At 63.8% G+C, this 25,607-nt stretch carries 23 protein-coding genes; 13 read left to right on the top strand and 10 right to left on the bottom strand.

All coding sequences use genetic code 11. The features are described from left to right. Window positions 1–26 precede the first annotated feature (26 nt). From NKH01_RS25345 to NKH01_RS25315, 7 genes are all read left to right on the top strand, one after another. Window positions 27–2,588: a sensor histidine kinase gene (locus tag NKH01_RS25345; protein WP_352484479.1), complete on the top strand. Its 2,562-nt coding sequence runs from the start codon at window positions 27–29 to the stop codon at window positions 2,586–2,588. Window positions 2,589–2,596: 8 nt separating this feature from the next. Further along, the gene (gene tsaE, locus NKH01_RS25340) at window positions 2,597–4,108 is read left to right on the top strand and encodes a tRNA (adenosine(37)-N6)-threonylcarbamoyltransferase complex ATPase subunit type 1 TsaE (protein WP_352484478.1); all 1,512 of its coding nucleotides are present in this window, start codon (window positions 2,597–2,599) and stop codon (window positions 4,106–4,108) included. Window positions 4,109–4,158: 50 nt separating this feature from the next. Next, window positions 4,159–4,902, top strand: coding sequence for a nucleotidyltransferase family protein (locus NKH01_RS25335; RefSeq protein WP_353023000.1), 744 nt, complete (start codon window positions 4,159–4,161; stop codon window positions 4,900–4,902). After that, window positions 4,899–8,036: a double-strand break repair protein AddB gene (addB, locus tag NKH01_RS25330; RefSeq protein WP_353022958.1), complete on the top strand. Its 3,138-nt coding sequence runs from the start codon at window positions 4,899–4,901 to the stop codon at window positions 8,034–8,036. The genes NKH01_RS25335 and addB overlap by 4 nt, the downstream gene beginning before the upstream one ends. Further along, window positions 8,033–11,545 carry a double-strand break repair helicase AddA gene (gene addA / locus NKH01_RS25325; protein WP_353022956.1) on the top strand — a complete coding sequence of 1,171 codons (3,513 nt, stop codon included), beginning with the start codon at window positions 8,033–8,035 and terminating at the stop codon, window positions 11,543–11,545. Before addB ends, addA begins: the two co-directional genes overlap by 4 nt. A gap of 73 nt (window positions 11,546–11,618) precedes the next feature. Beyond that, window positions 11,619–11,942 (top strand): thioredoxin, encoded by a 324-nt coding sequence (gene trxA, locus NKH01_RS25320; RefSeq protein ID WP_023677558.1) that lies wholly within the window; start codon window positions 11,619–11,621, stop codon window positions 11,940–11,942. 133 nt (window positions 11,943–12,075) lie between these two features. Further along, window positions 12,076–12,357, top strand: a complete 282-nt coding sequence (locus NKH01_RS25315; protein ID WP_353005975.1) for a cupin domain-containing protein — start codon at window positions 12,076–12,078, stop codon at window positions 12,355–12,357. A 46-nt stretch (window positions 12,358–12,403) separates the two neighbouring features. Here the strand turns inward: NKH01_RS25315 and NKH01_RS25310 are convergent, their stop codons facing one another. From NKH01_RS25310 to NKH01_RS25285, 6 genes are all read right to left on the bottom strand, one after another. Beyond that, window positions 12,404–12,823 carry a VOC family protein gene (locus tag NKH01_RS25310; protein ID WP_353005974.1) on the bottom strand — a complete coding sequence of 140 codons (420 nt, stop codon included), beginning with the start codon at window positions 12,821–12,823 and terminating at the stop codon, window positions 12,404–12,406. Window positions 12,824–12,885: 62 nt separating this feature from the next. Beyond that, on the bottom strand, window positions 12,886–14,211 hold the full coding sequence (locus tag NKH01_RS25305) for a bifunctional folylpolyglutamate synthase/dihydrofolate synthase (RefSeq protein ID WP_352495241.1): 1,326 nt from the start codon (window positions 14,209–14,211) through the stop codon (window positions 12,886–12,888). Between the two features lie 62 nt (window positions 14,212–14,273). Next, on the bottom strand, window positions 14,274–15,200 hold the full coding sequence (gene accD / locus NKH01_RS25300; protein ID WP_023718290.1) for an acetyl-CoA carboxylase, carboxyltransferase subunit beta: 927 nt from the start codon (window positions 15,198–15,200) through the stop codon (window positions 14,274–14,276). A 95-nt stretch (window positions 15,201–15,295) separates the two neighbouring features. After that, window positions 15,296–16,135 (bottom strand): tryptophan synthase subunit alpha, encoded by an 840-nt coding sequence (trpA, locus tag NKH01_RS25295; RefSeq protein ID WP_352484473.1) that lies wholly within the window; start codon window positions 16,133–16,135, stop codon window positions 15,296–15,298. A gap of 2 nt (window positions 16,136–16,137) precedes the next feature. After that, on the bottom strand, window positions 16,138–17,388 hold the full coding sequence (gene trpB / locus NKH01_RS25290; RefSeq protein WP_023718292.1) for a tryptophan synthase subunit beta: 1,251 nt from the start codon (window positions 17,386–17,388) through the stop codon (window positions 16,138–16,140). A 33-nt stretch (window positions 17,389–17,421) separates the two neighbouring features. Beyond that, entirely contained in the window at window positions 17,422–18,081 is a 660-nt protein-coding gene (locus tag NKH01_RS25285; protein WP_023718293.1) for a phosphoribosylanthranilate isomerase, read from the bottom strand. Window positions 18,082–18,248: 167 nt separating this feature from the next. Between NKH01_RS25285 and NKH01_RS25280 the strand changes: the two genes are divergently transcribed. Next, the gene (locus tag NKH01_RS25280; protein WP_023718294.1) at window positions 18,249–18,467 is read left to right on the top strand and encodes a hypothetical protein; all 219 of its coding nucleotides are present in this window, start codon (window positions 18,249–18,251) and stop codon (window positions 18,465–18,467) included. A gap of 8 nt (window positions 18,468–18,475) precedes the next feature. On the opposite strand, the gene NKH01_RS25275 is transcribed toward NKH01_RS25280, so the two are convergent. From NKH01_RS25275 to NKH01_RS25260, 4 genes are all read right to left on the bottom strand, one after another. Further along, on the bottom strand, window positions 18,476–19,234 hold the full coding sequence (locus tag NKH01_RS25275) for a M48 family metallopeptidase (RefSeq protein WP_023718295.1): 759 nt from the start codon (window positions 19,232–19,234) through the stop codon (window positions 18,476–18,478). Window positions 19,235–19,332: 98 nt separating this feature from the next. Next, window positions 19,333–19,809: a DUF2852 domain-containing protein gene (locus NKH01_RS25270; protein ID WP_352495238.1), complete on the bottom strand. Its 477-nt coding sequence runs from the start codon at window positions 19,807–19,809 to the stop codon at window positions 19,333–19,335. 116 nt (window positions 19,810–19,925) lie between these two features. Beyond that, window positions 19,926–21,068, bottom strand: a complete 1,143-nt coding sequence (locus NKH01_RS25265) for a benzoate/H(+) symporter BenE family transporter (RefSeq protein ID WP_352484470.1) — start codon at window positions 21,066–21,068, stop codon at window positions 19,926–19,928. A 4-nt stretch (window positions 21,069–21,072) separates the two neighbouring features. After that, window positions 21,073–21,843 (bottom strand): alpha/beta hydrolase, encoded by a 771-nt coding sequence (locus NKH01_RS25260; RefSeq protein WP_353022952.1) that lies wholly within the window; start codon window positions 21,841–21,843, stop codon window positions 21,073–21,075. Between the two features lie 214 nt (window positions 21,844–22,057). On the opposite strand from NKH01_RS25260, the gene infC reads away from it, so the two are divergent. The 5 genes from infC (at window position 22,058) to pheS (ending at window position 25,551) form a co-directional block, all read left to right on the top strand. Next, entirely contained in the window at window positions 22,058–22,594 is a 537-nt protein-coding gene (gene infC, locus NKH01_RS25255; RefSeq protein ID WP_023677573.1) for a translation initiation factor IF-3, read from the top strand. 202 nt (window positions 22,595–22,796) lie between these two features. Next, window positions 22,797–23,438 carry a methyltransferase family protein gene (locus NKH01_RS25250; RefSeq protein ID WP_353022950.1) on the top strand — a complete coding sequence of 214 codons (642 nt, stop codon included), beginning with the start codon at window positions 22,797–22,799 and terminating at the stop codon, window positions 23,436–23,438. A gap of 178 nt (window positions 23,439–23,616) precedes the next feature. After that, complete coding sequence (rpmI, locus tag NKH01_RS25245) at window positions 23,617–23,820, top strand: 50S ribosomal protein L35 (RefSeq protein ID WP_006201248.1); 204 nt, start codon at window positions 23,617–23,619, stop codon at window positions 23,818–23,820. Between the two features lie 147 nt (window positions 23,821–23,967). Then, complete coding sequence (rplT, locus tag NKH01_RS25240) at window positions 23,968–24,369, top strand: 50S ribosomal protein L20 (protein WP_006201247.1); 402 nt, start codon at window positions 23,968–23,970, stop codon at window positions 24,367–24,369. A gap of 96 nt (window positions 24,370–24,465) precedes the next feature. Beyond that, entirely contained in the window at window positions 24,466–25,551 is a 1,086-nt protein-coding gene (gene pheS / locus NKH01_RS25235; protein ID WP_023718300.1) for a phenylalanine--tRNA ligase subunit alpha, read from the top strand. Window positions 25,552–25,607: the final 56 nt, after the last annotated feature.

The raw sequence follows: 25,607 nt of genomic DNA, 5'->3' as shown, positions 1-25,607 counted from the left end.
ATTCAGGCGGCGAAGAGGACCAAGACATGCCGGGGGATAACCCGCCTTGCGCGGGACAGGCCGTTTCCGGCGGCCATAACGATTCGATCACGGGCTCCGCTGCCAGAGGCGGCAGCCTTTTATGCCGTGCCGGCAGCCGTGTCGGGGTGCTGCTTGCTTCTTCCGCGCTGGTTGGTCCGCTGCTTGGCTTTGCCGCACATGCCCAAACCCGCGTGGCGCAAAAGGCCGGGCTGTCGGTCAGCACGGTCGAGGTCATGCAACTCGCCATGTTTGTCGGCGTCATGGGGGCGGCATTGCTGTCGGCCATCTTTCTGATCCGCGAAAGGGCGCGCACCGCGGCGGAAAATGCCGAGCTCAGGACCCGCATCGCCGACGTCAATGCCGCGCTGCAGCGCTCCGAGGCGCTGCTCCATTCCCGCGACCAGCGCGTGGTCGTATGGGCCGCCGAAAACAAGAAACCCGAGCTTGTCGGAACATTGCCGATCGAGAGCGGCGCGCCGGAGGACCGGGCGGCCTTCCTGGCTTTCGGCCGCTGGCTGATGCCGCGTTCGGCGGCCGCGTTGGAACATGCCGTGGCGGCGCTGCGGGACAAGGCAAAGCCCTTCGATCTGGTCATCGAATCGCAGGCCGGCCAGCCGCTCGAGGTTCACGGCCGCAAGAGTGCGGCGCATGTATTGGTTCGCTTCGTCTCGCTTTCGGAGACACAGCGAAGCCAGGCCAGGCTGAAGATCGAGAACCAGCGCTTGGCCGCCGACCATGAGACGCTGATCGGACTTCTCGATGCGCTCAAGATGCCGTCATGGCTACGCACCGTCGACGGGCGGCTGAAATGGGTCAACCGGGCCTATGCCGAAGCGGTCGAGGCCGAGAATGCCGAATCGGCGGTTCGTGACAGCAAGGAATTCCTCGGCGGCCAGGCGCGCGACACGATTGCTGCGCAGCACAAGTCGCACCCCGTCTTCGAACAGACGCTCTCCACTGTGATCGAAGGCGACCGCCGTATGTTTGCCGTGACCGACTTTGCCGGGGCGGATGGTTCGGCTGGTCTTGCCTGCGACATCAGCGCCATCGAGGCCATTCGCGCCGAGTATGAGCGGACCGTGCAGAGCCACGCCGATACGCTCGATCAGCTCAACACCGCCGTGGCGATTTTCGATACCGACGAGAAATTGCGGTTTTTCAATCAGGCGTTCCAGAAACTATGGGGCCTCGACAGCGGCTTCCTGCACAGCGCGCCGGACAACGCCTTGCTGCTCGACCGCCTGCGCAGCGAAGGCAAGATTGCCGAGCAGCCCGAATGGCGGCGCTGGAAAGAGAGCTTGCTCGGCGCTTATCGCGCGGTTGAATCGCAGGAGCATTGGTGGCATCTGCCGGACGGCAAGACCATTCGCGTCGTCGCCAACCCGCAGCCCAAGGGCGGCGTCACCTGGGTGTTCGAGAACCTGACCGAGAAGATGGACCTTGAAAGCCGCTACCAGACCGCAGTGCGGGTCCAGGGCGAAACGCTCGACAACCTTGCCGAAGGCGTCGCTGTGTTCGGCCCCGACGGCAGGCTGAGATTGTCGAATCCGGCCTTCGCAGCACTGTGGGGGCTGGATGCCGATGCCTCGAAACCCAACGTCCATGTCTCGACGATCCGCGACCTTTGCGACCGCCGTGCCGTCGACAGTCCGTGGGGCGGGTTCGTTGCCGCCATCACCGGCTTCGACGACGAGCGCCGCGACCGCCACGGCCAGACCGAATTGAACAACGGCACCGTTTTGCGCTACGCCGTCATCCCCTTGCCCAACGGCCAGGTGATGATGACCTTCGTCGACGTTACCGACAGCGTCAATGTCGAGCGGGCGCTGAAGGACAAGAATGAGGCGCTGCAAAAGTCCGACCAGATCAAGAACGAATTCGTGCAGCACGTCTCGTATGAGCTGCGCTCGCCACTCACCAACATCATCGGCTTTACCGAGCTTCTTTCACTGCCGTCGACTGGTCCGTTGAACCAGAAGCAACGCGAATATATCGGGCATGTCGGCTCGTCCTCCTCGGTCCTGCTCACCATCGTCAACGACATCCTCGATCTGGCGACGGTGGATGCCGGCATCATGGAACTCGACATTTCCGAAGTTCACATCGATCGAACCATTACAGCCGCCGCCGAACTGGTCGCCGACCGACTGGAGGAACATGCGATCAAGCTTAGGATCGACGCAGCGGCCGCGCCGAAAACCTTCCACGGCGACGAAATCCGGGTCCGCCAGATCCTCTACAATCTGCTCAGCAATGCCGCCAATTACGCGCCGGAGGCGAGCACCATAACGCTCGCCTGCCGCCAACTTGCCGACGGCGTGGAATTTTCCGTTCACGATGACGGCCCTGGCATGCCGCCGGACCTGCTTGACTCGGTGTTCCGGCGCTTCGAGCCGCGCACCAATGGCGGCCGCCGCCGCGGCGCCGGGCTCGGCCTGTCGATCGTCAAGAGCTTTGTCGAACTGCATGGCGGCAGCGTCCGCATCGAGACCGGCAGGGACAAGGGCACTACGGTTGTTTGCGCCTTTCCCGACACGCCGTCCGGCATCCGCGCGGCGGCCGAGTAGCGCGTTCGATGGCGGTATTGGTGCTGGAGCGTTTTCTCGCCGACGAGGCTGCGACGGCAAGGCTTGGTGAGGACCTCGCCATGTCGCTGCGCATTGGCGACGTGCTCGCTCTCAAGGGCGATCTCGGCGCCGGCAAGTCGACCTTGGCGCGGGCGCTGGTCAAGGCACTGGCCGACGATGCCGGCCTCGACGTGCCGAGCCCGACCTTTACGCTGGTCCAGAGTTACGACACGCGTGTGCCGGTCCATCATTTCGATCTCTACCGCTTGGGCGCGGCATCCGAGTTGGACGAGTTGGGTTTCGACGAGGCGCTGACGCAAGGGGCCGCACTGGTCGAATGGCCGGAACGGGCAGAGGCATATTTGCCGAAAACCTCGGTGCTGGTCGAACTTCTCCAGCAGGGCGACGGCCGATTGGCGAGACTATCGGGAGGGGGCGCCGCCTTCGAGCGCGCGGCGCGATCGCTGGCCATGCGCGATTTTCTCGGCCAGGCCGGTTGGGGCGAAGCGCAGCGGCGATATTTCATCGGTGATGCCTCGGCTCGCTCCTACGAGATCGTCACGCTCGCCGGATTTCCGCCGCGCGTGCTGATGAACTCGCCAAGGCTGGTGCTCGGACCGCCAGTCCGCGACGGCAAACCCTATGCCGAGATCGCCCACACCGCGCAATCCGTTTCGGCGTTCGTCGCCATTGACCGTGCCTTGCGGGCCGGCGGCGTCAGCGTCCCGGAAATCCATGCCCAGGATCTCGACCAGGGTTTTCTGCTGCTGGAGCATCTCGGGTCCCAAGGGTTCCTGGACAAGCGCGGCCAGCCGGTGGCCGAGCGCTACGCGGCGGCGGCCGAACTGCTTGCCATGATGCACGGCAAAACATGGCCGGCCAGCATGCAGGCCGGCCCCGGCGTCTTCCACGAGGTGCCGCCTTTCGATCGCGACGCCATGATGATCGAGGCCGAATTGCTGGTCGACTGGTATGTCCCTGCGATATCAGGCGCTCCGCCAAGCGAGGCGTTGCGCGCCGGTTATCGCAGCGAATGGAATGCGGTGCTCGATCGGCTCGAGGGGCGCGAATACACGCTAATGCTGCGCGACTTCCATTCGCCCAACCTGATCTGGCGCGGTGACCGTTCCGGTCACGATCGTCTCGGCGTCGTCGATGTCCAGGATGCGCTCATCGGTCCGTCAGCCTACGACGTCGCCTCGCTCGCCATGGACGCGCGCGTCACCATTTCACCTGAAATCGAAAAGCACACGCTCGCCGCCTATATCGCCGCGCGACGCGACGCCGGCGTCTTCGACGAAGACGAATTCCGCGAAACCTATGCAATCATGGCCGCACAGCGCAATTCCAAGATCCTCGGCATTTTCGTGCGGCTCGAAAAACGCGACAGCAAGCCTTATTATCTGAAGCATCTGCCGCGCATCCGCGATTATCTTCGCCGGGCGCTGGCGCATCCGGCGCTGGCCGGGCTGCAGGATTTCTACATCGCCCACGGCTTGCTGGAGGAACGCTCGATTTGAAGGCTAAGGATTTGGGCCTGAAAGCGTCGGGACCGATGCCGACGACCGCCATGGTGCTTGCCGCCGGGCTCGGCAAGCGCATGCGGCCGATCACCGAGACCTTGCCGAAGCCGCTGGTCAAGGTCGCCGGCAAGACATTGCTCGACTGGGGGCTGGACAGCCTAGCCGAAGCCGGTGTCGCCAAGGCCGTCGTCAACGTCCATTACCTGCCGCAACAGATCGTGCACCATGTAGCCCGCCGCAGTGCGCCGAGAATCGTCATCTCGGATGAGAGCAGCGGCCTGCTCGACTCTGCCGGCGGCATCGTCAAGGCATTGCCCAGGTTAGGGGCACCCTTCTATGTGCTCAACGCCGACACCTTCTGGATCGACAGCGGCGTTTCCAATCTCAGGCGACTTGCCCTTGCATGGGAGGGCGCGACAATGGACATTCTGCTGATGCTTGCGGATCTCCAGTCGGCAACCGGACATAGCGGCGGCACCGATTTCCTGATGGCGCCGGACGGCGCGTTGCGGCGTGCGAACAACGATCCGGCCGGCCTGATCTATGCCGGCGCCGCAATCGTCCATCCGCGCATCTTCAAGGACGCGCCGGCCGGCCCGCTGTCGCTCAACGCCTATTTCGATGCGGCAATCGCCGCCGGCCGCCTGTTCGGCATGACGATGCGTGGCCATTGGATCACTGTCGGTAAACCCGACGCGATCCCGCGGGCGGAAGCAGCGGTCGCCGCCGCGCTTGCCGGCACGCCTGATGCTCTTGCTGAGGCACCCGGCGCTCTTACCGAGTCGAAATGAGCGGCTCCCGCCGCGTTTTCTCGATCCCGCCCGGAGCGCCGTTCCTGCCGACGCTGGCCGAGGCGCTGCTTGCAGGGCGCCTGGTTCCCGGCTTTGCCTATGATGGCGATCCGCTGGTGCTGGCCGATCTCACCATCTACGTGCCGACGCGCCGTGCAGCGCGGGCGCTTCGCGGCGTCTTCGTCGATGCTCTCTCGCGCTCGGGAAGCCGTTCGGCGATCCTGCCGGTCATCCGCCCACTTGGTGAGTTTGATGAAGATGAAGCCGCCTTCGAGACGGAAGCTTCGGCCGCCATCGACTTTGCGCCGCCGATCGCCGCGGTCGAGCGTCTTCTGCTGCTTGCGCCGCTGGTGCGGGCGTGGAAACGCCGCCTGCCGGCACATGTCGCGGCATTGTTCGACGAGGAGATCGTCATCCCGGCCTCCGCCGCCGACGCCATCTGGCTGGCGCGCGACCTTGCACGGCTGATGGATGAGATCGAGACGGAAGGCACGGATTGGGCGAGGCTCGCCGACCTTGTAACCGGCAACCTTGCAGGCTGGTGGCAGGTGACGCTCGATTTCCTGACCATCGTGACTGAGAACTGGCCGAAGCTGCTCGAGGAACGCCGTCGCTCCAATCCGGCAGCGCATCGCAATGCCCTGATAAGGCTGGAAGCGGCGCGGCTGAAGCGCAATCCACCCGCCGGGCCGGTGATCGCCGCCGGCTCTACCGGCTCCATCCCCGCCACGGCCGAGCTGCTTGCCGTAATCGCCGGTCTGCCCAATGGCGCTGTTGTGCTGCCCGGCCTCGACCGGACGCTGGACGAGCCGTCCTTTGCCGCCGTCAGTGCTCCTGGTGCGCGGCCGGCTTTGCTTGGCCATCCGCAATACGGCCTGGCAAAGTTGATCGGCAAGATCGGGGTGCTTCGGGCCGATGTCGGGGAGCTTGCTGTTGCGCCGCGGCCACTTGCGCTGCGCGCCGCACTTGTCGGCGAGGCGCTGCGGCCGGCGGAGACCACCGAGCTCTGGGCCGAGACGCGCGCGCGCTTCACCGCTGGCGATAGTGCCGAGGCCTTCGCTGGTGTGACGCTTCTCGAGGCCGCCAGCGAACGCGACGAAGCCGTGGCGATCGCCGTTGCGCTCAAACAGGCCGTCGAACGGCCCGGCCAGCGCGCCGCACTGGTCACCGGCGACCGCGCGCTGGCGCGACGCGTCTCGGTCGAGCTGTTGCGCTTCGGCGTCGCCGCCGACGATTCCGGCGGCACGCCGCTCATCAACACGCCAGCCGCCAGCCTGCTCCGGCTGGCGCTTCAGGCGGCGTTCCGCCCGGGCGATCCGGTCGCCCTGCTGTCACTGCTCAAGCATCCCTTGCTTGGCCTCGGCCTGGAGCGGGCAAGCGTCCGCCATGCGGCCGAAATCGTCGAACTCGTGGCGCTGCGCGGCGGCACCGGTCGCCCGGACGTCGCGTCGCTGCCGCAACTCTTCGATGCCCGGCTTGCCGAATTCGACGACGGCGGCAATCGCCGCCCGCCTTTCTGGCGATCGCGCCTCTCGGTCAGGCGCATCGAACAGGCGCGCGATCTGCTGATCCGGCTAACGGCTGCGCTGGCGCCGCTGGTTGCCTTTCGCGGCGAGGAGAATGCCGATCTTGCCACGCTTGTGCGCGCCAGTGTCGGCGTGCTCGAAAGCCTCGGCCGCGCTGCTGACGGAAGCCTCAGCGAACTCTATGCCGGCGATGCCGGTGAAAAGCTTGCCGAGCTCTTGCGCGGTCTGGTCGCGGCCTCGGTGTCGTTCTCCTTCGCCGCGGACGAATGGCCCGATGTGATGGAGGCGCTGATTGCGCCCGAAATGGTCAAGCCGGCGCAGGGCACCGACAGGAGCATCGCCATCTGGGGCGTGCTGGAAGCGCGGCTTCAGGATATCGACACGCTGGTCGTCGGCGGACTCAACGAAGGCGTGTGGCCGCGCAAGCCGGAGAGTGACCGCTTTATGTCGCGGCTGATGAAGACCGGCATTGATCTTGAACCGCCCGAACGGCGCATCGGCCTTGCCGCCCATGATTTCCAGATGGCCATGGGCGCCAAAAAAGTGGTGCTGGCTCGCTCCGCCCGTTCCGGCGACGCTCCGTCGGTGCCATCGCGCTGGCTGCAGCGTATCCTTACTTTCGTCGGCGAGGACCATGCCGCGGCACTTCGCCGGCGCGGTGATGAGCTGCTTGCCTGGGCGCGTGCGCTCGATGCCGGCGAAAAGCAGGACTTTGCGCCGCGGCCGCAGCCGAAACCGCCGCTCGCCCTGCGGCCGCACCACTTCTCGGTCACCGAGATCGAGACGCTACGTCGCGACCCATATGCGGTCTATGCCAGAAGGATACTCGGCCTGATGCCACTCGATCCGGTCGTTCGTGATCCGGGCGCTGCCGAGCGCGGCACGCTGTTTCACGCCATTCTGCACCTCTTCTCAGCGAGGGTGGCCGACCCGCGCGCGCCGGAGGCGCTGGACGGGCTCATTGCCGCCGGCCGGTCCTGCTTTGCCGAGGCTGCCCTGCCCGCCGATGTCGAGGCGGTGTGGTGGCCGCGCTTCGAAAAGCTTGCCGCCGGCATTATCGAATGGGAGCGCGGCCGGGCCGCCGCCGTGGTACGGCGGCACGCCGAAGAACACGCCGAAAAGACCGGCGTCGGCCGATCCGGCGTGACCCTGTCCGGCTATGCCGATCGCATCGATCTGCTGGCCGGCGGCATGGCCGACATCCTCGATTACAAGACCGGCTCCTCGCCATCCAAAGCGCAGGCGCACACGCTGCTCGCGCCGCAACTGGCGCTGGAGGGCGCGCTGCTGCGTCGCGGCGCCTTCAAGGAGCTTGGCGCATGCGAGCCGTCGCAATTGGCCTTCGTGCGGCTGAAGCCGAACGGAGAGGTGTTCGAGGAATCGATCCTCGAATACAACCGCAAGCCGCGAACTGCCGCCGATCTCGCCGAAGAGGCTTGGGCGCGGCTGGAAAAACTGCTGATCCACTACGCCGACCCGGCGACCGGCTATCTGTCGCGGGCGCTGCCGTTCCGCGAAGGTGAGACCGACGGCGCCTACGACCATCTCGCCCGCGTGCTGGAGTGGTCCGCCGGCGGCGACGCCGACGAGGAGGGAGGGGAGGCGTGAAGAAGGCCTATCCCATCCCGAGCGACACCGCCGCCAGCCAAGCGAGCGCCTCCGACCCGCATAACTCCGCATGGGTGTCGGCAAACGCCGGATCGGGCAAGACCCATGTGCTCGCCCAGCGCGTCATCCGGCTTTTGCTGCGCGGCACCGATCCGTCCAAGATCCTGTGCTTGACCTATACGCGCGCCGCCGCCGCCAACATGTCGAACCGGGTGTTTTCGACCCTGTCGCAATGGACGGCGCTTGGTGATGCCGAGCTCTCGACACGGATAGAGGCGCTGGACAGCCGCCAGCCCGACCGCGAAACCATGCGCCGGGCGCGGCGGCTGTTTGCCGAGGCGCTGGAAACACCGGGCGGGCTGAAGATCCAGACCATTCACGCCTTCTGCGAATCGGTGCTGCATCAGTTCCCGCTGGAAGCCAACATCCCGGCGCATTTCGAAATGCTTGATCCGCAAATGGAGGCTTCGCTGTTCGCCGCCGCCCGCCGCGACATGATCTCCGGCGGCGTTGCAGGCGATGCGGCACTGGCCGAGGCTTTCGCCACCGTGCTGGAGCGCGGCGGCGAACATGGGCTCGACGCGTTGCTAGGCGAGATCGTGCGCAAGCGCGACGGTTTGCGCACCTTCATCGCCGCGGCCGGCGGCGATGGTTTTCAGGCGCTGTTCGACGAGTTCCATTTCCGCGCCGGCCAGACCGCCGAAGGCATCGCCGCCTCGGTCTGGCCGCTGCCCGGCTTCCTGCCGGATTATCTCGTCACCTTTTCACGGGCGGCCGAGGCCGCCGATGCGCGCATCGTGCTGAACAATCTGCTGCCATACGCCCGTCTTGCCTTTGCCGAGGACGATCCGGTCCGACGCCTGAATTTGCTCTCCAAGGCTTTCCTGAGGGCCGATGGCGAGCCTTATGATCCGGCAAAGACGTTCAAGAAGGCGCTGCTCGACCGGCTGCCCGATCTTGCCGAACGTTATCTCGTGGCGGTCGACGCTATTCTCGAAATCTCCGACCGCCTGGCCTTGTTCAGGATGTTGGAAGGCACGCGTGCCGCGCTGACCATCGCCGACTGGCTGATCGCCCGCTACGAGCAATTGAAGCGCGCCCGCGGCTTCCTCGACTTCAACGACCTGATCACCCGCACTGTCAATCTACTGGCGCGGCCCGACGCCGGCCCATGGGTGCAATACAAGCTCGACCAGGGCATCGACCACATCCTCCTCGACGAGGCGCAGGACACCAGTCCCGACCAGTGGGACGTGGTCAAGCGGCTGGCGGAGGAGTTCTTTGCCGGGCTCGGCGCCCGCGACGCCGTCCACCGCACCATCTTTGCCGTCGGTGACGAAAAGCAGTCGATCTATTCCTTTCAGGGGGCCGCCCCGGATTCCTTTGCTGACAGCCGGCTTTTGTTTGCCGGCAAAGTTAGAAGCGCCGCCGCCGCCTTCGCCGATCTCAAGCTGACCTGGTCGTTCCGCTCGACCGACGACGTGCTTGCGGCGGTGGATCGTGTCTTTGCCGACCCGAACGTGCGGCGCGGCATCAGCCACGATCCCGATCCGCTCGACCACAAGGCGATCCGCACCGATGCGCCGGGTTATGTCGAGGTCTGGCCGTCGATCGGCGCCGATGTCGTCGACGAACCAGACGATTGGACGCAAGCGGTCGACCATGCCCATGCGCCGGCAGTACGCGTCGCTGAAAACGTCGCGGCAACCATTGCCGGCTGGATCGGCGGCGGCGAGACTATCGAAGGCCGCGGCAAGAAACTGCGGCCCGGCGACGTGCTGGTGCTGGTGCGCAAGCGCGATCGCTTCGTCCATGCGCTGACGCGGGCGCTGAAGCGCCGCGACATTCCGGTGGCCGGCGCCGACCGGCTCAGCCTGCCCGGCCACATCGCGGTGAAGGACCTGATCGCACTCGGCCATTTTCTCATCCAGCCGCAGGACGATCTGTCGCTGGCCGCCGTGCTGCGCAGCCCGATCTTCGATGTCTCGGAAGAGCAGCTTTTCGCGCTTGCTGCCGAGAGGCCGTCGGGCGTCTCGCTGTTCGCCTCGCTGCGCCGGCATGCCGGCGAAAGCGAGGCGTTGGCCGCCGTCGTCAGCCGGCTCGACACATGGTCCAACGAGGCCGCATTCAAGCCGGTGTTCGAATTCTATGCCGCAGCTCTCGCCCGCGACGGCCTGCGCAAGAAGATGATCGCGCGGCTCGGGCCGGAGGCCGGCGACATCCTCGACGAATTCCTGAATTTCTGCCTGGCCGAGGAGCGGACCGGCCTGCCGGGACTGGAATCCTTCCTGTCGACGTTGGAAAACGCCGGCCCCGAGATCAAGCGCGAAATGGACCAGACCCGCGACGAGGTTCGCGTCATGACCGTGCATGCCGCCAAGGGCCTGGAAGCGCCAGTGGTATTCCTTGTCGATGGCGGCTCCGCGCCGTTCAGCGACCAGCACCTGCCGAGATTGATGCCGTTCCAAGGCTCGGGCGACCGCTGGGAAGGCAAGGGCTATCTCTGGCGTTCGGCCAGCGATGTCGCCAATGGATTTTCACGCGCCGCATCGGCCCGCGCCCGCGAGCTCGCCGACGACGAATACCGCCGGCTGCTCTATGTCGGCATGACCCGCGCCGAGGATCGGCTGATCGTCTGCGGCTACCATGGCAAGCGGGCGCCGAATACCGGCACCTGGCATTCGGTCGTCAGCCGCGCGCTGGTCGGCGCCGCCGAAAGCGCGGAACGCCGGCATCCCGCCACTGGCGAGACCGTGCATCGTTTCCAGGTGACGAAGCTGCCGCCCATGCCGCTGGCGGCAGTGGATGAGGCACGCCAGGCGGAACGCTTTGCGCCACTGCCGGAAACCCTGTTCCAGCCTTTGCCGCCTTTCGAGGAACTGCCGCGGCCGCTCTCGCCGTCCGGCGCCTCGGTGCTGATCGACGAGGCGCGGCAAGCGGTGGCCGACACGCGTTCGCCGGTATTGGATGCCGACGCCGAGCCCGGCTTTGCCGTGATTCGCGGGTTGGCGCTGCACAAATTGCTGCAGATGCTGCCCGGCATCGCCGAAGGAAAACGCCAGGATGCCGCCGAGCGCTATTTGGCGCGCGCCGGAGCTCAATGGCCTGAAGACGAGCGCGACAAAGCCTTGGCTGGCGTTTCCAGAATTCTTGCCGACAGCCGCTTCGCGCCGCTGTTTGCACCAAACTCGCGCGCTGAAGTCGCCATCATGGGCAGCCTGGAGGTGAGGGGCAAACTGCGCTCGATCTCCGGCAAGATCGACCGGCTGGCGGTAGCGCCGGACAAGGTGTCGATCGTCGACTACAAGACCAACCGGCCTGCGCCGGCGACGCTCGCCGAAGTGCCCCCCGCCTATGTCTTGCAGCTTGCATTGTATCGCGCGCTGCTTCAGCCGCTCTATCGGGGACGCGAGGTCTTGGCGGCGCTGCTGTTCACCGAAGCCCCGCGGCTGATCGAGCTGCCGGCGGCGGCGATGGACGACGCCCTTGCTCGACTCACGGGAGCGTGACACAACACCTGCTTGAAGACGGACGCGATCACCACCACATTTGGTGCGACGAACAAATCGAAAGGATCTCAGCATGGCCACCGTCAAGGTCGACAAGAGCAATTTCCAGGCCGACGTGCTCAACGCCAAGGAGCCGGTCGTGGTCGATTTCTGGGCGGAATGGTGCGGCCCGTGCAAGATGATCGCCCCGGCGCTCGAGGATATCGCCATCGAACTCGGTAGCAAGATAAAGATCGCCAAGCTCAACATCGACGAGAATCCTGAGCTGGCTGCGCAGTTCGGCGTGCGCTCGATCCCGACACTGATGATCTTCAAGGGCGGCGAAGTCGCCGATATGAAGGTCGGTGCTGCGCCGAAAACGGCATTGTCGCACTGGATCAACGGCAGTCTCGCCTGATCCGATCAAAGTTTTGCAGAAAAGCCCGGCCTCGTGCCGGGCTTTCTTTTTGCTGGCGTCATTGGTGGGCCGCTCTGGCACTCGCGGCTTGCCGCCCCGTATTCTTCTCTTCTGAATACAAAGGAGAAGCGATATGACCGGATCCGCCAAGGCCACCGTCTTCATCGACAATGAGCGCGTCATCGTCACCGAATACCGCTTCGCCCCGGGCGACAACACCGGCTGGCACCGCCATGGCCACGACTATGTGATCGTGCCGTTGACCGACGGCAAGGTGAAGCTCCTGACCAAGGATGGCCAATCCTTCGCCGAAATGAAGAAGGGCGCGCCGTATTTCCGCAACGAGGGCGTCGAACATGACGTCATCAGCGCGAACGACGGCGAATTCGCCTTTATCGAGGTCGAGCTGAAGTAATCCACCAAGCATCGGCTGCGCCGCCACATTGTCCGGCGACGCGCGATCACCAATCCGCGATACGATCGCCGCCGACGAATTGTGCGCTTTTCTCAGTGTATTCGAACAGTTCGATCTTCACGCCGTTGGGGTCGCGGATCCAAGCCTGGTAGGTGTCATCGCACGCGCGTTTCTTTGAGGTGACATCAACCCCCTTTGACCTCAGGTGGGCGATCGCGGCGTCGATGTTTTCCACTTCGAGGCAGAAGTGGTTGATCTGGTTCAAGTCGCTATAGCTCGCGCCGTCTTTCTGGAACACCTCGACATGGCTACGGCTGCCGCAATTGAGATAGAAGCCGAAAATCTTGCCGTCGCGCAGGAAATTGAACTGCGTATCCATGCCGAGGACGTCCCGATAGAAGCTTCGCGTCTTCTCTAGGTCATTCGCGAAAATGCAAACGTGAGCGAGCTGCTTTACCTTGATCATGACTGGCTCCTCGCGGTGATCTGATGAGTCTGGCGTTATCGTGGCATGGGTGGAGGCACGCCTCAAACCGGCGGCGTGCCGTTTTCGGCCAATACCGCACCGGCCAGGTAAAGCGATCCGCCGATCAGGATGCGCGGCGGCGGTCCGTCCCATGTATCGCGCAGCAGCATCAGTGCATTCGCGACGGAACTGACGGGTTCGGCCGACAGGCCGGCCTCGATGGCGCGCGTCGCCAGTTCGTCGTTCGGCACGCCGGCGTCGCTCGTGCTCACCGGCACGGTGTAGACATGCCGCACCAGCCCTTTGAAGGCGCGGAAATAGCCGCTCTGGTCCTTGGTGTTGATCATGCCCGAGATCAGGAACAACGGCCGCGGGTTCTTTTCCTCCTGCTCGGCCAGCGCCTCAGCGACGACCACGCCGGCGCCGGGATTATGGCCGCCGTCGAGCCAGATGTCGGCGCCCTTCGGCGCCAGTTCGGTCAGCCGGCCCAGCGGCAGCTTTTGCATGCGGCCCGGCCAGGCGACATTCGCCATCGCCTTCTCGGCAGCGCGGTGGCTGATCTCGAAGCCCGCCGCTTTGACCGCCGCGATCGCCGCTGCCGCATTGGCGAATTGGTGGCGCCCCGGCAGGCGCGGCGGCGCCAGGTCCATCAATCCGTCTTCGTCCTGATAGACCATGCGCCCGTTTTCCTCATAGGCGAGGAAATCCTGGCCATAGACGAAGGCGGGGCAGTCGAGCCGTTCGGCGGTTTCGATGAGCACCTGCTGCGCCGTCTCGCTTTCCTGCGCGCCGATGACGACCGGGCAACCGCGCTTGATGATGCCGGCCTTTTCGGCGGCGATCAGTTCAACGCGGTCGCCGAGATAGGCTTCGTGGTCGAGCGAGACCGGCATGATCACCGACACGGCCGGCTCGGCGATGACATTGGTGGCGTCGAAGCGGCCGCCAAGGCCGACCTCGAGGATGACGGCATCGGCCGGATATTCGGAAAACAGCACGAAGGTGACTGCGGTGAGGATTTCGAACACGGTGATCTTCTGGCCTTGATTGGCCTTGGCGACGCGGGCGATGGCTTCGGCGAAGACCTTGTCGTCCACCAGCCTGCCGCCGCCATCGGCGGCCAGCCGGTAGCGCTCATGCCAGTTCACCAGATGTGGCGATGTGTGGACATGGACGCGGTAGCCGGCGGCTTCGAGCAGCGCCCGTGAAAAGGCGGCACAGGAGCCCTTGCCGTTGGTGCCGGCGATGTGGATGACCGGCGGCAGCTGGTCCTGCGGGTTGCCGAGGCGCTCGAGTAGCCGCGAAATGCGGTCAAGCGAAAGGTCGAAGCCCTTCGGGTGAAGCGCCATCAGGCTTTCGATTTCGCGGTCGGCGGCAAGCGTGGTCATGAAGGAATCCTAAGCGTGCGCACAACGGCACACAACAGCCGCCCGCGCCGCATGATGTCGTGTCAGGCTTGCGGCCTGGCCTCGACCGGGATCACCGACGGCGGCAGGATTTCCGGCTCCTGCGATTTTTGCTCTTCCGGCAGCTTGAGCAGCATTCTCAGCAGCCGCGCAATCGTCTGGCGCATCTCCAGCCGTGACACCACCATGTCGACCATGCCGTGTTCCATCAGATATTCGGCGCGCTGGAAGCCGTCGGGCAGCTTTTCCCTGATGGTCTGCTCGATGACGCGCGGGCCGGCAAAGCCGATCAGGGCGCCGGGCTCCGCAATGTGCACGTCACCCAGCATGGCGTAGGAGGCGGTGACGCCGCCGGTCGTCGGGTTGGTCAGGACGACGATGTAGGGAAGGCCGGCCTCCTTCAGTCTGTCGACGCCGACCGTGGTCCGCGGCAACTGCATCAGCGACAGGATGCCTTCCTGCATACGGGCGCCGCCGGAGGCCGCAAACAGGATCAGCGGCCGCTTGCGCTGCAGGGCGACCTCAAAGCCATGCACGATGGCGTCACCGGCCGCCATGCCGAGCGAGCCGCCCATGAAGGCAAAATCCTGCACCGTCACCACCACCGGCAGGCCTTCGACGGTACCCAGCGCATTGATGATGGCGTCTTCCATGCCGGTCTTGGCCTTGGCATCCTTCAGCCGGTCTACATAGCGCTTCTCGTCGCGGAACTTGAGTGGATCCTGCACCACCTTGGGGTTTTCCAGCGTTTCGTATTTGCCGTCGTCGAGGAAGAACTTCAGCCGTTCCTTGGCCGATATCTTCATATGGTGGCCGGAGGACGGGATGACGAACTGGTTCTGCTCCAGATCCTTGTGGAACACCATTTCGCCGGTCTCGGGATCCTTGATCCACAGGTTTTCCGGCATGTCGGTGCGGCGGCCGAGCATCGAATTGATCTTCGGGCGGACGTAATTGGTGATCCAGTTCATCGCTTCGGCTCCTGTCCTTACGAAGAGTTAGACCATGATCCCGAAAAGTGGAAACCGGTTTTCGGCAAAGATCATGGTCAACCAGATGATCAAGACTATTCGGCGGCAGCAAGGCGAGCCGCGCGAACCCCTTGCGACAGCCCGCTGACCAGCGTGGCGACAGCTTCTGCCGGATCGGCGGTCTTTTCGCCCTTCGGCCCGAGCACGTTGGCGACCGCATTGACGATCGCCGTGCCGACGACGACGCCGTCGGCCGAGGCACCGATGGTGCGCGCCTGCTCGGCGGTCTTGACGCCGAAGCCGACGCAGACGGGCAGGTCGGTATGGCTCTTGATGCGCTTGACCGCTGCCGCCACCTTGCCGGTGTCGGCCAGCGCCGAGCCGGTAATGCCGGTCATCGAGACATAGTAGACGAAGCCCGACGTGTTCTGCAGCACCTTGCGCAGGCGCTTGTCGTCGGTGGTCGGGGTCGCCAGCCGGATGAAGTTGATGCCGGCCTTGAGTGCCGGGATGCAAAGCTCCTCGTCCATCTCCGGTGGCAGGTCGACGACGATCAGCCCGTCTATGCCGCTGGCCAGCGCGTCGCTCAGGAAGCGCTTGACGCCGTAGATGTAGATCGGATTGTAGTAGCCCATCAAGACAATCGGCGTTTCATTGTCGCCGGCGCGGAATTCCGAGGCCATCTTCAGCGTCTTGACCAGTGTCTGGCCGCCCTTCAGCGCCCGCAGGCCGGCCGCCTGGATCGCCGGGCCGTCGGCCATTGGATCAGAAAACGGCATGCCGAGCTCGATGATGTCGCTGCCGGCGCCAGGCAGCGCCTTCATGATCGACAGCGACGTGTCGTAGTCGGGGTCGCCGCCCATGAAATAGGTGACGAGTGCCGGTCGGCCTTCGGCCTTCAGCTTCGCCATGCGGCGGTCGATACGGGTGGTCATGATCAGATCTCCATGCCCAGCATATTGGCCACCGTATGCACGTCCTTGTCGCCGCGGCCGGACAGATTGACGATGACGATCTGGTCCTTGTCCATATCAGGCACGATCTTCACCGCCTGCGCGATAGCGTGGGCGGATTCCAGCGCCGGAATGATGCCCTCGACGCGCGTCGTCAGCTGAAACGCCTCGAGCGCCTCGTCGTCGAGGATCGGCACATAGTCGACGCGGCCGGAATCGCGCAGCCACGAGTGCTCCGGCCCGACGCCGGGATAGTCGAGCCCGGCCGAGATCGAGTGGCCGTCCATGATCTGGCCGTCGGCGTTCTGCAGGAGGTAGGTACGGTTGCCATGCAGCACGCCGGGCGCGCCGGCACTCATCGAAGCGCAATGCTCGATGCCATCGAGGCCGCGGCCGCCGGCTTCGACGCCGATGATGCGAACCTCTTTGTCGTCGAGGAAGGGATGGAACAGGCCGATGGCGTTGGAACCGCCGCCGACACAAGCGATGATGGTGTCCGGCAGCCGGCCTTCCTGCTCGAGGATCTGGGCGCGCGCCTCGGTGCCGATCACCGATTGGAAGTCGCGCACCAGCTCTGGATAGGGGTGGGGGCCGGCGGCGGTGCCGATCAGGTAATAGGTGTCCTCGACATTGGTCACCCAGTCGCGCAACGCCTCGTTCATGGCGTCCTTCAGCGTGCCGTGGCCGGCGGTCACCGGCCGCACTTCCGCGCCCAGAAGCTTCATGCGAAAGACGTTGGGGCTTTGCCGGGCGACATCGGTCGCGCCCATATAGACGATACAGGGAAGCCCAAAGCGCGCCGCCACTGTAGCGGAAGCGACGCCATGCTGGCCGGCTCCGGTCTCGGCGATGATCCTCGTCTTGCCCATGCGCTTGGCGAGCAGGATCTGGCCGAGGCAGTTGTTGATCTTGTGCGAGCCGGTGTGGTTCAGATCCTCGCGCTTGAAATAGACCTTTGCGCCGCCCCCGAGGCCCTTCGCTGCGGAAACCTCGCGAAGATGCCTGGTCAAGCCTTCGGCGAAATAGAGCTTCGACGGCCGCCCGGCGTAATGCGTCGAGAGATCGGTCAGTTCGGCCTTGAAGTCCGGATCGTTCTTGACCTCGTTCCAGTGCCGCTCCAGCTCAAGGATCAGCGGCATCAGCGTTTCGGCAACGAAACGACCGCCAAAAATGCCGAACATGCCCTGCTCGTCGGGGCCGGTGCGGAAGGAATTCGGTATCGCCGGCTTATCCATCGCCGATCTCCTGGTCTGTGGTTTGAAGCGTGGTCAGGCGGCGCGGTTGTCGCGTGCTGCCCCGACGGCCCGGAAAAATTGTTCGATCAGCGCCGGTTCCTTGACCCCCGGCGCGCTTTCCACGCCCGAGGAAAGATCTATTCCGGGCGGGTTCGCCAGCCGAAGGGCGTCGCCGATATTGCCGGCATTGAGCCCACCGGAAAGCATGTAATCGACGCCGGCGTCAAGGCCGGCCAGAATGCGCCAGTCGAAGGCAAGACCGTTGCCGCCCGGCAGTTCCGAACCCTTAGGCGGCTTGGCATCGAACAGGAAACGGTCGGCAATGCCGACGAAGGGTTTAACCCGCTCGAGATCGGCAGCCTCGCTGACCGGCAAGGCCTTCATCACCGGCAAGCCGTAGCGCGCCTTCACCTCAGCCACCCGGTCGGGCGTTTCGGCGCCGTGAAGCTGCAGCATGTCGGGCTGCATTTTTTCGACGATCTCGTCCAGGAACGCGTCGCTGGCGTCGACCGTCACCGCAACCGCCTTGGTCTTGCCGCGCGCCGCTTCGCGCAGGCGGCCGGCTTCCACCGGCTCGACATAGCGCGGGCTTTTGGCAAAGAAATTGAAGCCGACATGGCTGGCGCCGCCGGCCAATGCCGCGGCCAGTGCCTTGTCAGTCTTCAATCCGCATATCTTGATGTCCAGCGCCATGGCGCGGGATTGGCACGAAACGACCAAAGAGTCGAGAAAAAGCATCCTGTTTGCCGCCGGCGCGGAACGCGCTACCTTGCTAATGTAAGAGCGGAACGCGCCACCTTGCTAATATAAGAGCGCAACGCGCTACCTTGCTCAGGCACAAAGGCGGGAGAACAAAGACCATGCCGGAAAAGACCGTCGCGGAACTCAGGCAAAAGCTGGCGCAGGCCCATGAGGTCATCGCTCATTTGATGGACAAGGCAGCCTTCAACGGCGCGGAGGCGCATCGGGCGCTGGCTTATTTCAGCAACGATGGCTTCGAGAAGGATTTTCTGCCTTGGCCGCGCCATGTCGATGAGGGGTTGCGGCCGGAGGAGTTGAACGCGGCGAATGACGATTGATCGGACAACTACTCGAACGTGATCGCCTGCAGCGCGCCGCCATTGCGCTTGAGCCAATCCTTGCAGCGCTCGGTGTCCGGGCACAGCTGCTCGCATAATTTCCAGAATTTCGGGCCGTGGTTCATCTCCTTGAGATGCGCCACCTCGTGCGCCACGAGGTAGTTTATCACCGGCCGCGGCGCCATCATGATGCGCCAGGAAAACGACAGATTGCCGTCCGACGTGCAGGACCCCCAGCGGCTCGACGTATCCTTGAAGCGGATCGCCTTGGCGCGCTTGCCGACCGCAGCACTGTGCTTGGTCACCAGCGCCTCGATCTCGCGCTTGGCTTCGCGCTTGAGGAAATCGGCGATGCGGCGCGGCAGATGCAGGCGCTCACCATGCACGATCATCAGCGGACCGCGCTCGTCGCGCGACAGCGTGACTGTACCGCGTTTTGACGGTTCATGGACGATGCGATGCGGCACACCGCGCACCGGTATCTTGATGCCGGGCCGCACCTGCGGCCGGTTGGGCACCTTGGCCAGCCTTTGCTCCAGCCAGTCCTGATGACGGTCGAGGAATCTTTCCACCTCGCCGCGCCGCAGCCCCGGCGGCACGGTGATGCGCAGGCCGCGGCCGCCGGAATCGATGCGCAGCGTCAGGCGCCGCGCCCTGTCGTTCTCGACGATCTTGAGGGGCAGCGTGCGGCCGGCAACGCAATGCTCGCGCTCCACGACGGGCGTGGGCTTGGGTTTCGTCGGGGTGCGAAAGAAGCCGAAGGACATTCCGGGACGATACGTGATTCGAGGGAAACGACTAGAACAAAAAAGAAACGGCGCCGCTGACGCGACGCCGTTGGATTATCTATCTGGGCACGGGACCCTTACTCGTCGAGCAGGCCTGGCGTGGACTTGCCGGTGGTTTTGTTGTTCGTCGTCGACCCGGTCGTGGGAGACGTCGACTTGTTGCGGTTGGCCATGAAACGATCGAACTCTTCCTGGTCCTTGGCGCGGCGCAATTCGCGGGCATATTCGTCGAACTCGCTCAGCATCTCGTCGAGCTTGCGGCGTTCCTCGGCAAGCCGCTCGAGTTCCTTTTCGCGCCAGTCGTCGAAAGCGACGTTGCCGGTGCGGGCGGAGCCATGGCCCCAGCGCGCGGCCTTGTCGGAACCGCGGCGGCAGCCGGCGAAGATGCCGTCGGTGGCGCGGTTGACGTCACGCTTGAAGCCGTCGAGCCGGTCGCCCCAGATGATGTAGGCGAGCATGGCGAAGCCGAGCGGCCAGAACACCATGAACCCGATCACCATCAGCGCGATGGTCGCCGGCGTCCAGGCCGGACGGATCAATGCAGATGTGTTCATTTCTCCCAATCCTTCAGTTGGAGACAGCCAAATCCGGCTGCGTGGAATCGAAATGGGATGGAGAAAACGGCGATTCAAGACAGCAACCGCCAAAACCGGACAAGCGGCTGAAATGATTATCGCTTTTTGAGCATTTCAAGGAAAAGCACGACCAATCCGGCGATCAGGCCCCAGAACGCCGCACCGACGCCGAACAGCGTCAGCCCCGATGCGGTGACGGCGAAGGTGACGGTAGCGGCCATCCGCTCGTCCTCGTCTTTCAAGGCGATCGACAGCGCATTGGCGAGCGGTGCCATCAGCGCCAGGCCGGCGACCAGCGCGATCAGGCTCTGCGGCAATACGGCGAAGATCGCCACCAGCGAGGCGCCGAACAGGGCAAAGACAAGATAGGCCAGCGCGTAGAACGGGCCGGTCTTCCAGCGCTCGGCCGGATCGGGATGCACGTCGGGTCCGGTGCAGATCGCCGCCGAGATCGCCGCCAGATTGGTCGTCGAGGCGCCGAACGGCGCCGTCAGCAGCGAGAAAAGGCCGGTGACGCCGATCAGCGGCCCGGGTTCGGGATGATAGCCGGCTGCCCTCAGCACGGCGAGGCCGGATAGGTTCTGCGAGGCCATGGTGACCAGATAGAGCGGCAATGCCAGGCCGATGATCGAAGCGGCGGTGAACTGCGGCATTACCAGCGTCAAGCTCGAGAGTTCCGGTGCCGGCAGACCGCCGACCCGGTCGGTAAGAAAGGCCGCGAGACCGCCGCCGATCAGCACCAACAGCACCGACAGCGCCGGGTTGAACAGGCGGATGACGAAGAAGACCGCAACCAGCGGCAGGATCAGCCAGGGGTCGACGGGCACGGTCTTCACCGCATTGATGGCGAAGGTTACGACGATGCCGGCCAGCATTCCGGACGCGACCGAAGCCGGTATTCTGGCGATCAGCTTGGTCAATGGCCCGAACAGGCCGGTGGCGACCAGCAGGACCCCAGTGACGATGAAGGCGCCAACCGCCTCGCCCATCGAAAAGCCGGTCGATGCGGCGATCAGCGCGACGCCCGGCGTCGACCATGCGGTGATGACCGGCATTTTCGTGCGCCACGACAGCCACAGGCTCTCGATGGCCATCGCCAGGCAGAGTGCCGTCACCCAGCTTGCGGTCTCGACCTGCGTTGCGCCGACCGCCTTGGCGGCGGCAATGACGATGGCCAGCGTACCGCCGAAGCCGACGATCGCCGCCACAAAGGCGGACACCGGAATGGAAATGCGCATGTCTCTATCCCGCCTGCCGCACCATCGCGTCCACCGCCCGGACCAGCATATCGAGATCCTGAGGTCGCGACAGGCGGTGGTCGCCGTCCGGAATGAGCGACAGCGTGACGTCGTCGGCCGGCAGCAGGCCGACCAGCTTGAGCGCATGGCTCGACGGCACGTCGGGATCGGCCAGGCCTTGCAGGATATGGACCGGACAGTGCGTGTCGACCGGCCCGGTCATCACCCGGTTGCTGCGGCCGTCCTCGATCAGAGCGCGCGTGTAGATGTATGGCTCGGCTGAATAATCCGACGGCTCTTCGAAGAAACCCTTTTTCCTGAGGTCGCGCTTCTGCGCTCCGGTCAGCACCGGCTCCACCAGTTCGAACGTGAAATCGGGCGCCGGGGCCAGCAGCACAAGGCCGGCGACGCTGTTCTCGCCCGCCTTACGCAATTCCTGCACCATGCGCAGCGCGATCCACGCGCCCATCGACGAACCAACCAGGATTTGCCTGCCCTGGGTGAAGCGGCGGAAAACCGCCAGGCTCTCGCCCAGCCATTTCGAGATGGTGCCGTCGGCAAAGGCGCCACCCGATTCGCCATGGCCGGAATAATCGTGGCGCAGGAAGGCCCGGCCTTCTTTGCGCGTCCATTCCGACAGGGTTTCGGCCTTGGTGCCCAGCATGTCGGATTTGTAGCCGCCAAGCCAGACGATGCCGGGCTCGGCACCTGCCGCATGCCTGACGGCGATGCTCGTCCCGTCGACGTCTAGGAAGATCGGGGTGGTGGTGCTCATGGTGTATTCCCTCGCGCCGGTCTTTTGGCACAAGCGGGGGTTCAACGAAAAGTGCTCTGTTACTTTCTTCGCTTGGTGCAGAGGAGCATTCATCGAGCAGGTGATTTCCTGAGAATGCTGTGCTATTGACTCCGACCGCGCACTCACCACATTGCGCGTTCGCAATTCTGAACTGAAGAACCCCTTAACGAAACGGCTCAAGGAGACCACGACCATTCGCAGACCTTTCAAAGCAGCGGCGCCCACCAAGGAAGGCCCGCGCTCCAACCGTGACATCCGGGTTCCCCGGGTCCAGCTAATCGACGCCGAAGGCCAGAACCGGGGCGATGTCTCCATCAACGACGCATTGCTGCTCGCCGAAGAGGCTGGGCTCGATCTGGTCGAGATATCGCCCAATGCAGTGCCGCCCGTCGTAAAGATCCTCGATCTCGGGAAGCTGAAATACGCCAACCAGAAGAAGGCGGCCGAGGCGCGCAAGAACCAGAAGGTCATCGAGATCAAGGAGATCAAGATGCGCCCGAACATCGACAGCCACGACTATGAGACCAAGATGAAGGCCGTCCGGCGCTTTTTCGAGGAAGGCGACAAGGTCAAGCTGACATTGCGCTTCCGCGGTCGCGAGATGGCGCACATGGAACTCGGCATGCAGCTTCTGAATAAGGTTCGCGAGGAGGTGGCGCCCATCGCCAAGGTCGAAGCCGAACCGAAGCTCGAAGGCCGCCAGATGATGATGGTGCTGGCGCCCCGCTAAAGCGCGTTGCGCTTTAGTTCTGTTTTGTGCATGTCGTTGTCCCAAAACCGCTGCGCACTTTTGGGCGACATGCATTAAATCCGCCTGAATCATGTTGCAAGGCGTCCCGGCGATCGGCGGGGCGCCTGTTTTCTTGGCCAGACGCTGCGATCGCCGGCGAGAGCAACGACGCTCTGGTTCCCTCGACGATCGGATTCCCGACATGGTCAATGAAGTCAGATACGCGCAAGTTAAGCACGGGCTTGGCAGCTACCAGCATATGCGCAGGATGGTACTTGCCGTTCTCATCGTGGTGATGTTCGCGGCGCTGCTGTTCGGCCAGTCGGTTTTCCCTCCCGATACGCCAGTGCATGAAACGATCGAAATGGTCGGCGTCGTGCTGATCTTTCTCGGCATCGTCGGGCGCTTGTGGTCGACGCTTTACATCGGCGGACGCAAATCCTCCGAAGTGGTGACCGGCGGACCCTATTCGATCACGCGCAACCCACTCTACCTTTTCTCCACTTTAGCTGCCGCTGGTGTCGGCGCACAGATCGGCTCCATCGCGGCCACGATCGGCTTTGGAGCGCTCTGCGCGGGTGCCTTTTACATCGTTATCCTGCGCGAGGAGAAATTCCTCAAGGAGGTTCTCGGCGCGCCATACCAGGCCTATCTGGCGAAAGTGCCGCGCTTCTTCCCGAAACTGTCACTGTATCAGGAAGGCGACACCGGCAGCTTCAAGCCGCGCCTGCTGCGAACCACGTTACTGGACGGGCTGGTGTTCCTCCTTGCCTTGCCGGCTTTCGAACTGATCGACGGCGCCCAGCAGTCGGGCATATTACCGGTGCTGTTCCGTTTCCCCTGAGCACTACAAGGTTGCTGAGCGCTGGGTGTTGCGCGCGCCCTCGCTTTGACGTATATGACCGCGTTCCAAAAAAACCGCCCGGCAGGGCATGCCGTGGCGGTTTCATTTGCTTTTCGGGCTTTGGTCGGCCTGAAGCGAACAAAAAGCGCATTGGTGCGCATATAAACGGAGTAGCAAAATGCCCAAGATGAAGACCAAATCGGCCGCCAAGAAGCGGTTCAAGATCACAGGTACGGGTAAAGTTCTGTCGGCTGCGGCCGGCAAGCGTCACGGCATGATCAAGCGTTCCAACAAGTTCATTCGAAATGCCCGCGGCACGATGGTTCTGGCTGAACCGGATGGCAAGAAGGTCATCAAGAATTTTCTGCCGAACGGCCTCTAGGGCATGATGCCAAAAAGTTGCAGACTTTTTGGAAAACATCATGCGCCAAATAAGGGCATTCGGTCTGGACACGCATTTGTTTTACGCAATTCCGAACGGAAAACCGCTAGGCACTTTTCCTGGAATTGCTTTTAAGGAGATCATGACATGGCACGCGTAAAGAGAGGCGTCACCTCGCACGCCAAGCACAAGAAGGTCCTGAAAGCCGCCAAGGGTTTTTACGGCCGCCGCAAGAACACCATTCGCATCGCCAAGCAGGCGGTGGAAAAGTCGCTGCAGTACGCCTATCGCGACCGCAAGAATCGCAAGCGTTCGTTCCGCGCGCTGTGGATCCAGCGCATCAATGCGGCGACGCATGAGCATGGCTTGACCTATGGCCGTTTCATCGACGGTCTCAACAAGGCCGGCATCGAGATCGATCGCAAGATCCTGTCGGACATGGCCATCCACGAGCCGCAGGCTTTTGCCGCACTCGTGGCCAAGGCCAAGGTCGCGCTCGAATACCTCAAGAACACCACGCCGAACGCTTTTGAAAGCGCTGTCGCTTAAGACCAGCGCTTCCCAAGCTATTCGACACTTGATTTGGGAAACCCGCGCTGGCAGGGCTGGCGCGGGTTTTTCTTTGCTTCCAATCGGGTCTGGAACATGAGTGACATGGAAACTCTCGAAAATTCCCTGATGGCCGAGATCGCCTCTGCCGCCGACGAGCAGGCAATCGAGGCGGTGCGCGTCTCTGCCCTCGGCAAGAAGGGTTCGGTCTCCGAGATACTGAAGACACTCGGCTCGATGAGCGCCGAGGAGCGCCAGGTCAAAGGTCCGGCAATCAACGGCCTCAAGAACCGCGTCACCGAGGCGCTTTCGGCCCGTCGCGCCGAGCTGAAAGATGTGGCGATCACGGCACGGCTTGCCGCCGAGAAGGTCGACGTCACCTTGCCGGTGCGACAATCGCCGGCCGAGCGCGGCCGCATCCATCCGATCAGCCAGGTTATCGACGAGATCGCGGCCATCTTCGGCGATCTCGGCTTTGCCATCGCCGAAGGTCCCGACATCGAGACCGACTATTACAATTTCACCTCGCTGAACTTCCCGGAAGGCCACCCGGCGCGCGAGATGCACGACACCTTCTTCTTCCAGCCGGACGAGCAGGGCGAACGCAAGCTTTTGCGCACCCACACCTCGCCGGTGCAGATCCGCACCATGGAGATGCAGAAGCCGCCAATCCGCATTGTCATTCCTGGCAAGACCTACCGGCAGGATTCCGATGCCACCCACTCGCCGATGTTCCATCAGGTCGAGGGGCTGGTGATCGACAAATCGGCCAACGTCGCCAACATGAAGTGGGTACTGGAGGAGTTCTGTAAGGCCTTCTTCGAGGTGCCGAGCGTCAAGATGCGCTTCCGGCCGTCCTTCTTCCCCTTCACCGAGCCCAGCCTCGAGGTCGACATCCAGTGCGACCGTTCGCGGCCGGGCGAGGTGCGCTTCGGCGAAGGCTCAGATTGGCTGGAGATCCTCGGCTGCGGCATGGTCCACCCCAATGTGCTCCGTTACGGCGGGCTCGATCCCGACGAATACCAGGGCTTTGCCTGGGGCATGGGCATCGACCGCATCGCCATGCTGAAATACGGCATGCCCGACTTGCGCGCCTTCTTCGACGCCGATGTGCGCTGGCTGTCGCATTACGGTTTTAGGCCGCTCGACATGCCGACGCTGTTTGGGGGCTTGAGCGCATGACAATCGGGCCGCAGCAAATCCGCAGGCAACTCGCCTTCCTGCACATGTCCGACGCG

It is taken from the genome of Mesorhizobium sp. M1403 (genome assembly GCF_040317695.1).
Classification (GTDB): domain Bacteria; phylum Pseudomonadota; class Alphaproteobacteria; order Rhizobiales; family Rhizobiaceae; genus Mesorhizobium.
The sequence above is the reverse complement of the archived record's forward strand: the minus strand, read 5'-3'. Positions and strand labels throughout refer to the sequence as shown.

Coding starts and splice junctions, on each gene's coding strand:
- NKH01_RS25285 (WP_023718293.1), bottom strand. CDS start 18,081: ATGGCGCTGGACATCAAGATATGCGGATTGAAGACTGACAAGGCACTG.
- accD (WP_023718290.1), bottom strand. CDS start 15,200: ATGAACTGGATCACCAATTACGTCCGCCCGAAGATCAATTCGATGCTC.
- NKH01_RS25280 (WP_023718294.1), top strand. CDS start 18,249: ATGCCGGAAAAGACCGTCGCGGAACTCAGGCAAAAGCTGGCGCAGGCC.
- rpmI (WP_006201248.1), top strand. CDS start 23,617: ATGCCCAAGATGAAGACCAAATCGGCCGCCAAGAAGCGGTTCAAGATC.
- NKH01_RS25250 (WP_353022950.1), top strand. CDS start 22,797: ATGGTCAATGAAGTCAGATACGCGCAAGTTAAGCACGGGCTTGGCAGC.
- trpB (WP_023718292.1), bottom strand. CDS start 17,388: ATGGATAAGCCGGCGATACCGAATTCCTTCCGCACCGGCCCCGACGAG.
- NKH01_RS25270 (WP_352495238.1), bottom strand. CDS start 19,809: ATGAACACATCTGCATTGATCCGTCCGGCCTGGACGCCGGCGACCATC.
- rplT (WP_006201247.1), top strand. CDS start 23,968: ATGGCACGCGTAAAGAGAGGCGTCACCTCGCACGCCAAGCACAAGAAG.
- trxA (WP_023677558.1), top strand. CDS start 11,619: ATGGCCACCGTCAAGGTCGACAAGAGCAATTTCCAGGCCGACGTGCTC.
- NKH01_RS25265 (WP_352484470.1), bottom strand. CDS start 21,068: ATGCGCATTTCCATTCCGGTGTCCGCCTTTGTGGCGGCGATCGTCGGC.
- NKH01_RS25275 (WP_023718295.1), bottom strand. CDS start 19,234: ATGTCCTTCGGCTTCTTTCGCACCCCGACGAAACCCAAGCCCACGCCC.
- NKH01_RS25335 (WP_353023000.1), top strand. CDS start 4,159: ATGGTGCTTGCCGCCGGGCTCGGCAAGCGCATGCGGCCGATCACCGAG.
- NKH01_RS25345 (WP_352484479.1), top strand. CDS start 27: ATGCCGGGGGATAACCCGCCTTGCGCGGGACAGGCCGTTTCCGGCGGC.
- NKH01_RS25315 (WP_353005975.1), top strand. CDS start 12,076: ATGACCGGATCCGCCAAGGCCACCGTCTTCATCGACAATGAGCGCGTC.
- NKH01_RS25305 (WP_352495241.1), bottom strand. CDS start 14,211: ATGACCACGCTTGCCGCCGACCGCGAAATCGAAAGCCTGATGGCGCTT.
- pheS (WP_023718300.1), top strand. CDS start 24,466: ATGAGTGACATGGAAACTCTCGAAAATTCCCTGATGGCCGAGATCGCC.
- addB (WP_353022958.1), top strand. CDS start 4,899: ATGAGCGGCTCCCGCCGCGTTTTCTCGATCCCGCCCGGAGCGCCGTTC.
- NKH01_RS25310 (WP_353005974.1), bottom strand. CDS start 12,823: ATGATCAAGGTAAAGCAGCTCGCTCACGTTTGCATTTTCGCGAATGAC.
- tsaE (WP_352484478.1), top strand. CDS start 2,597: ATGGCGGTATTGGTGCTGGAGCGTTTTCTCGCCGACGAGGCTGCGACG.
- trpA (WP_352484473.1), bottom strand. CDS start 16,135: ATGACCACCCGTATCGACCGCCGCATGGCGAAGCTGAAGGCCGAAGGC.
- NKH01_RS25260 (WP_353022952.1), bottom strand. CDS start 21,843: ATGAGCACCACCACCCCGATCTTCCTAGACGTCGACGGGACGAGCATC.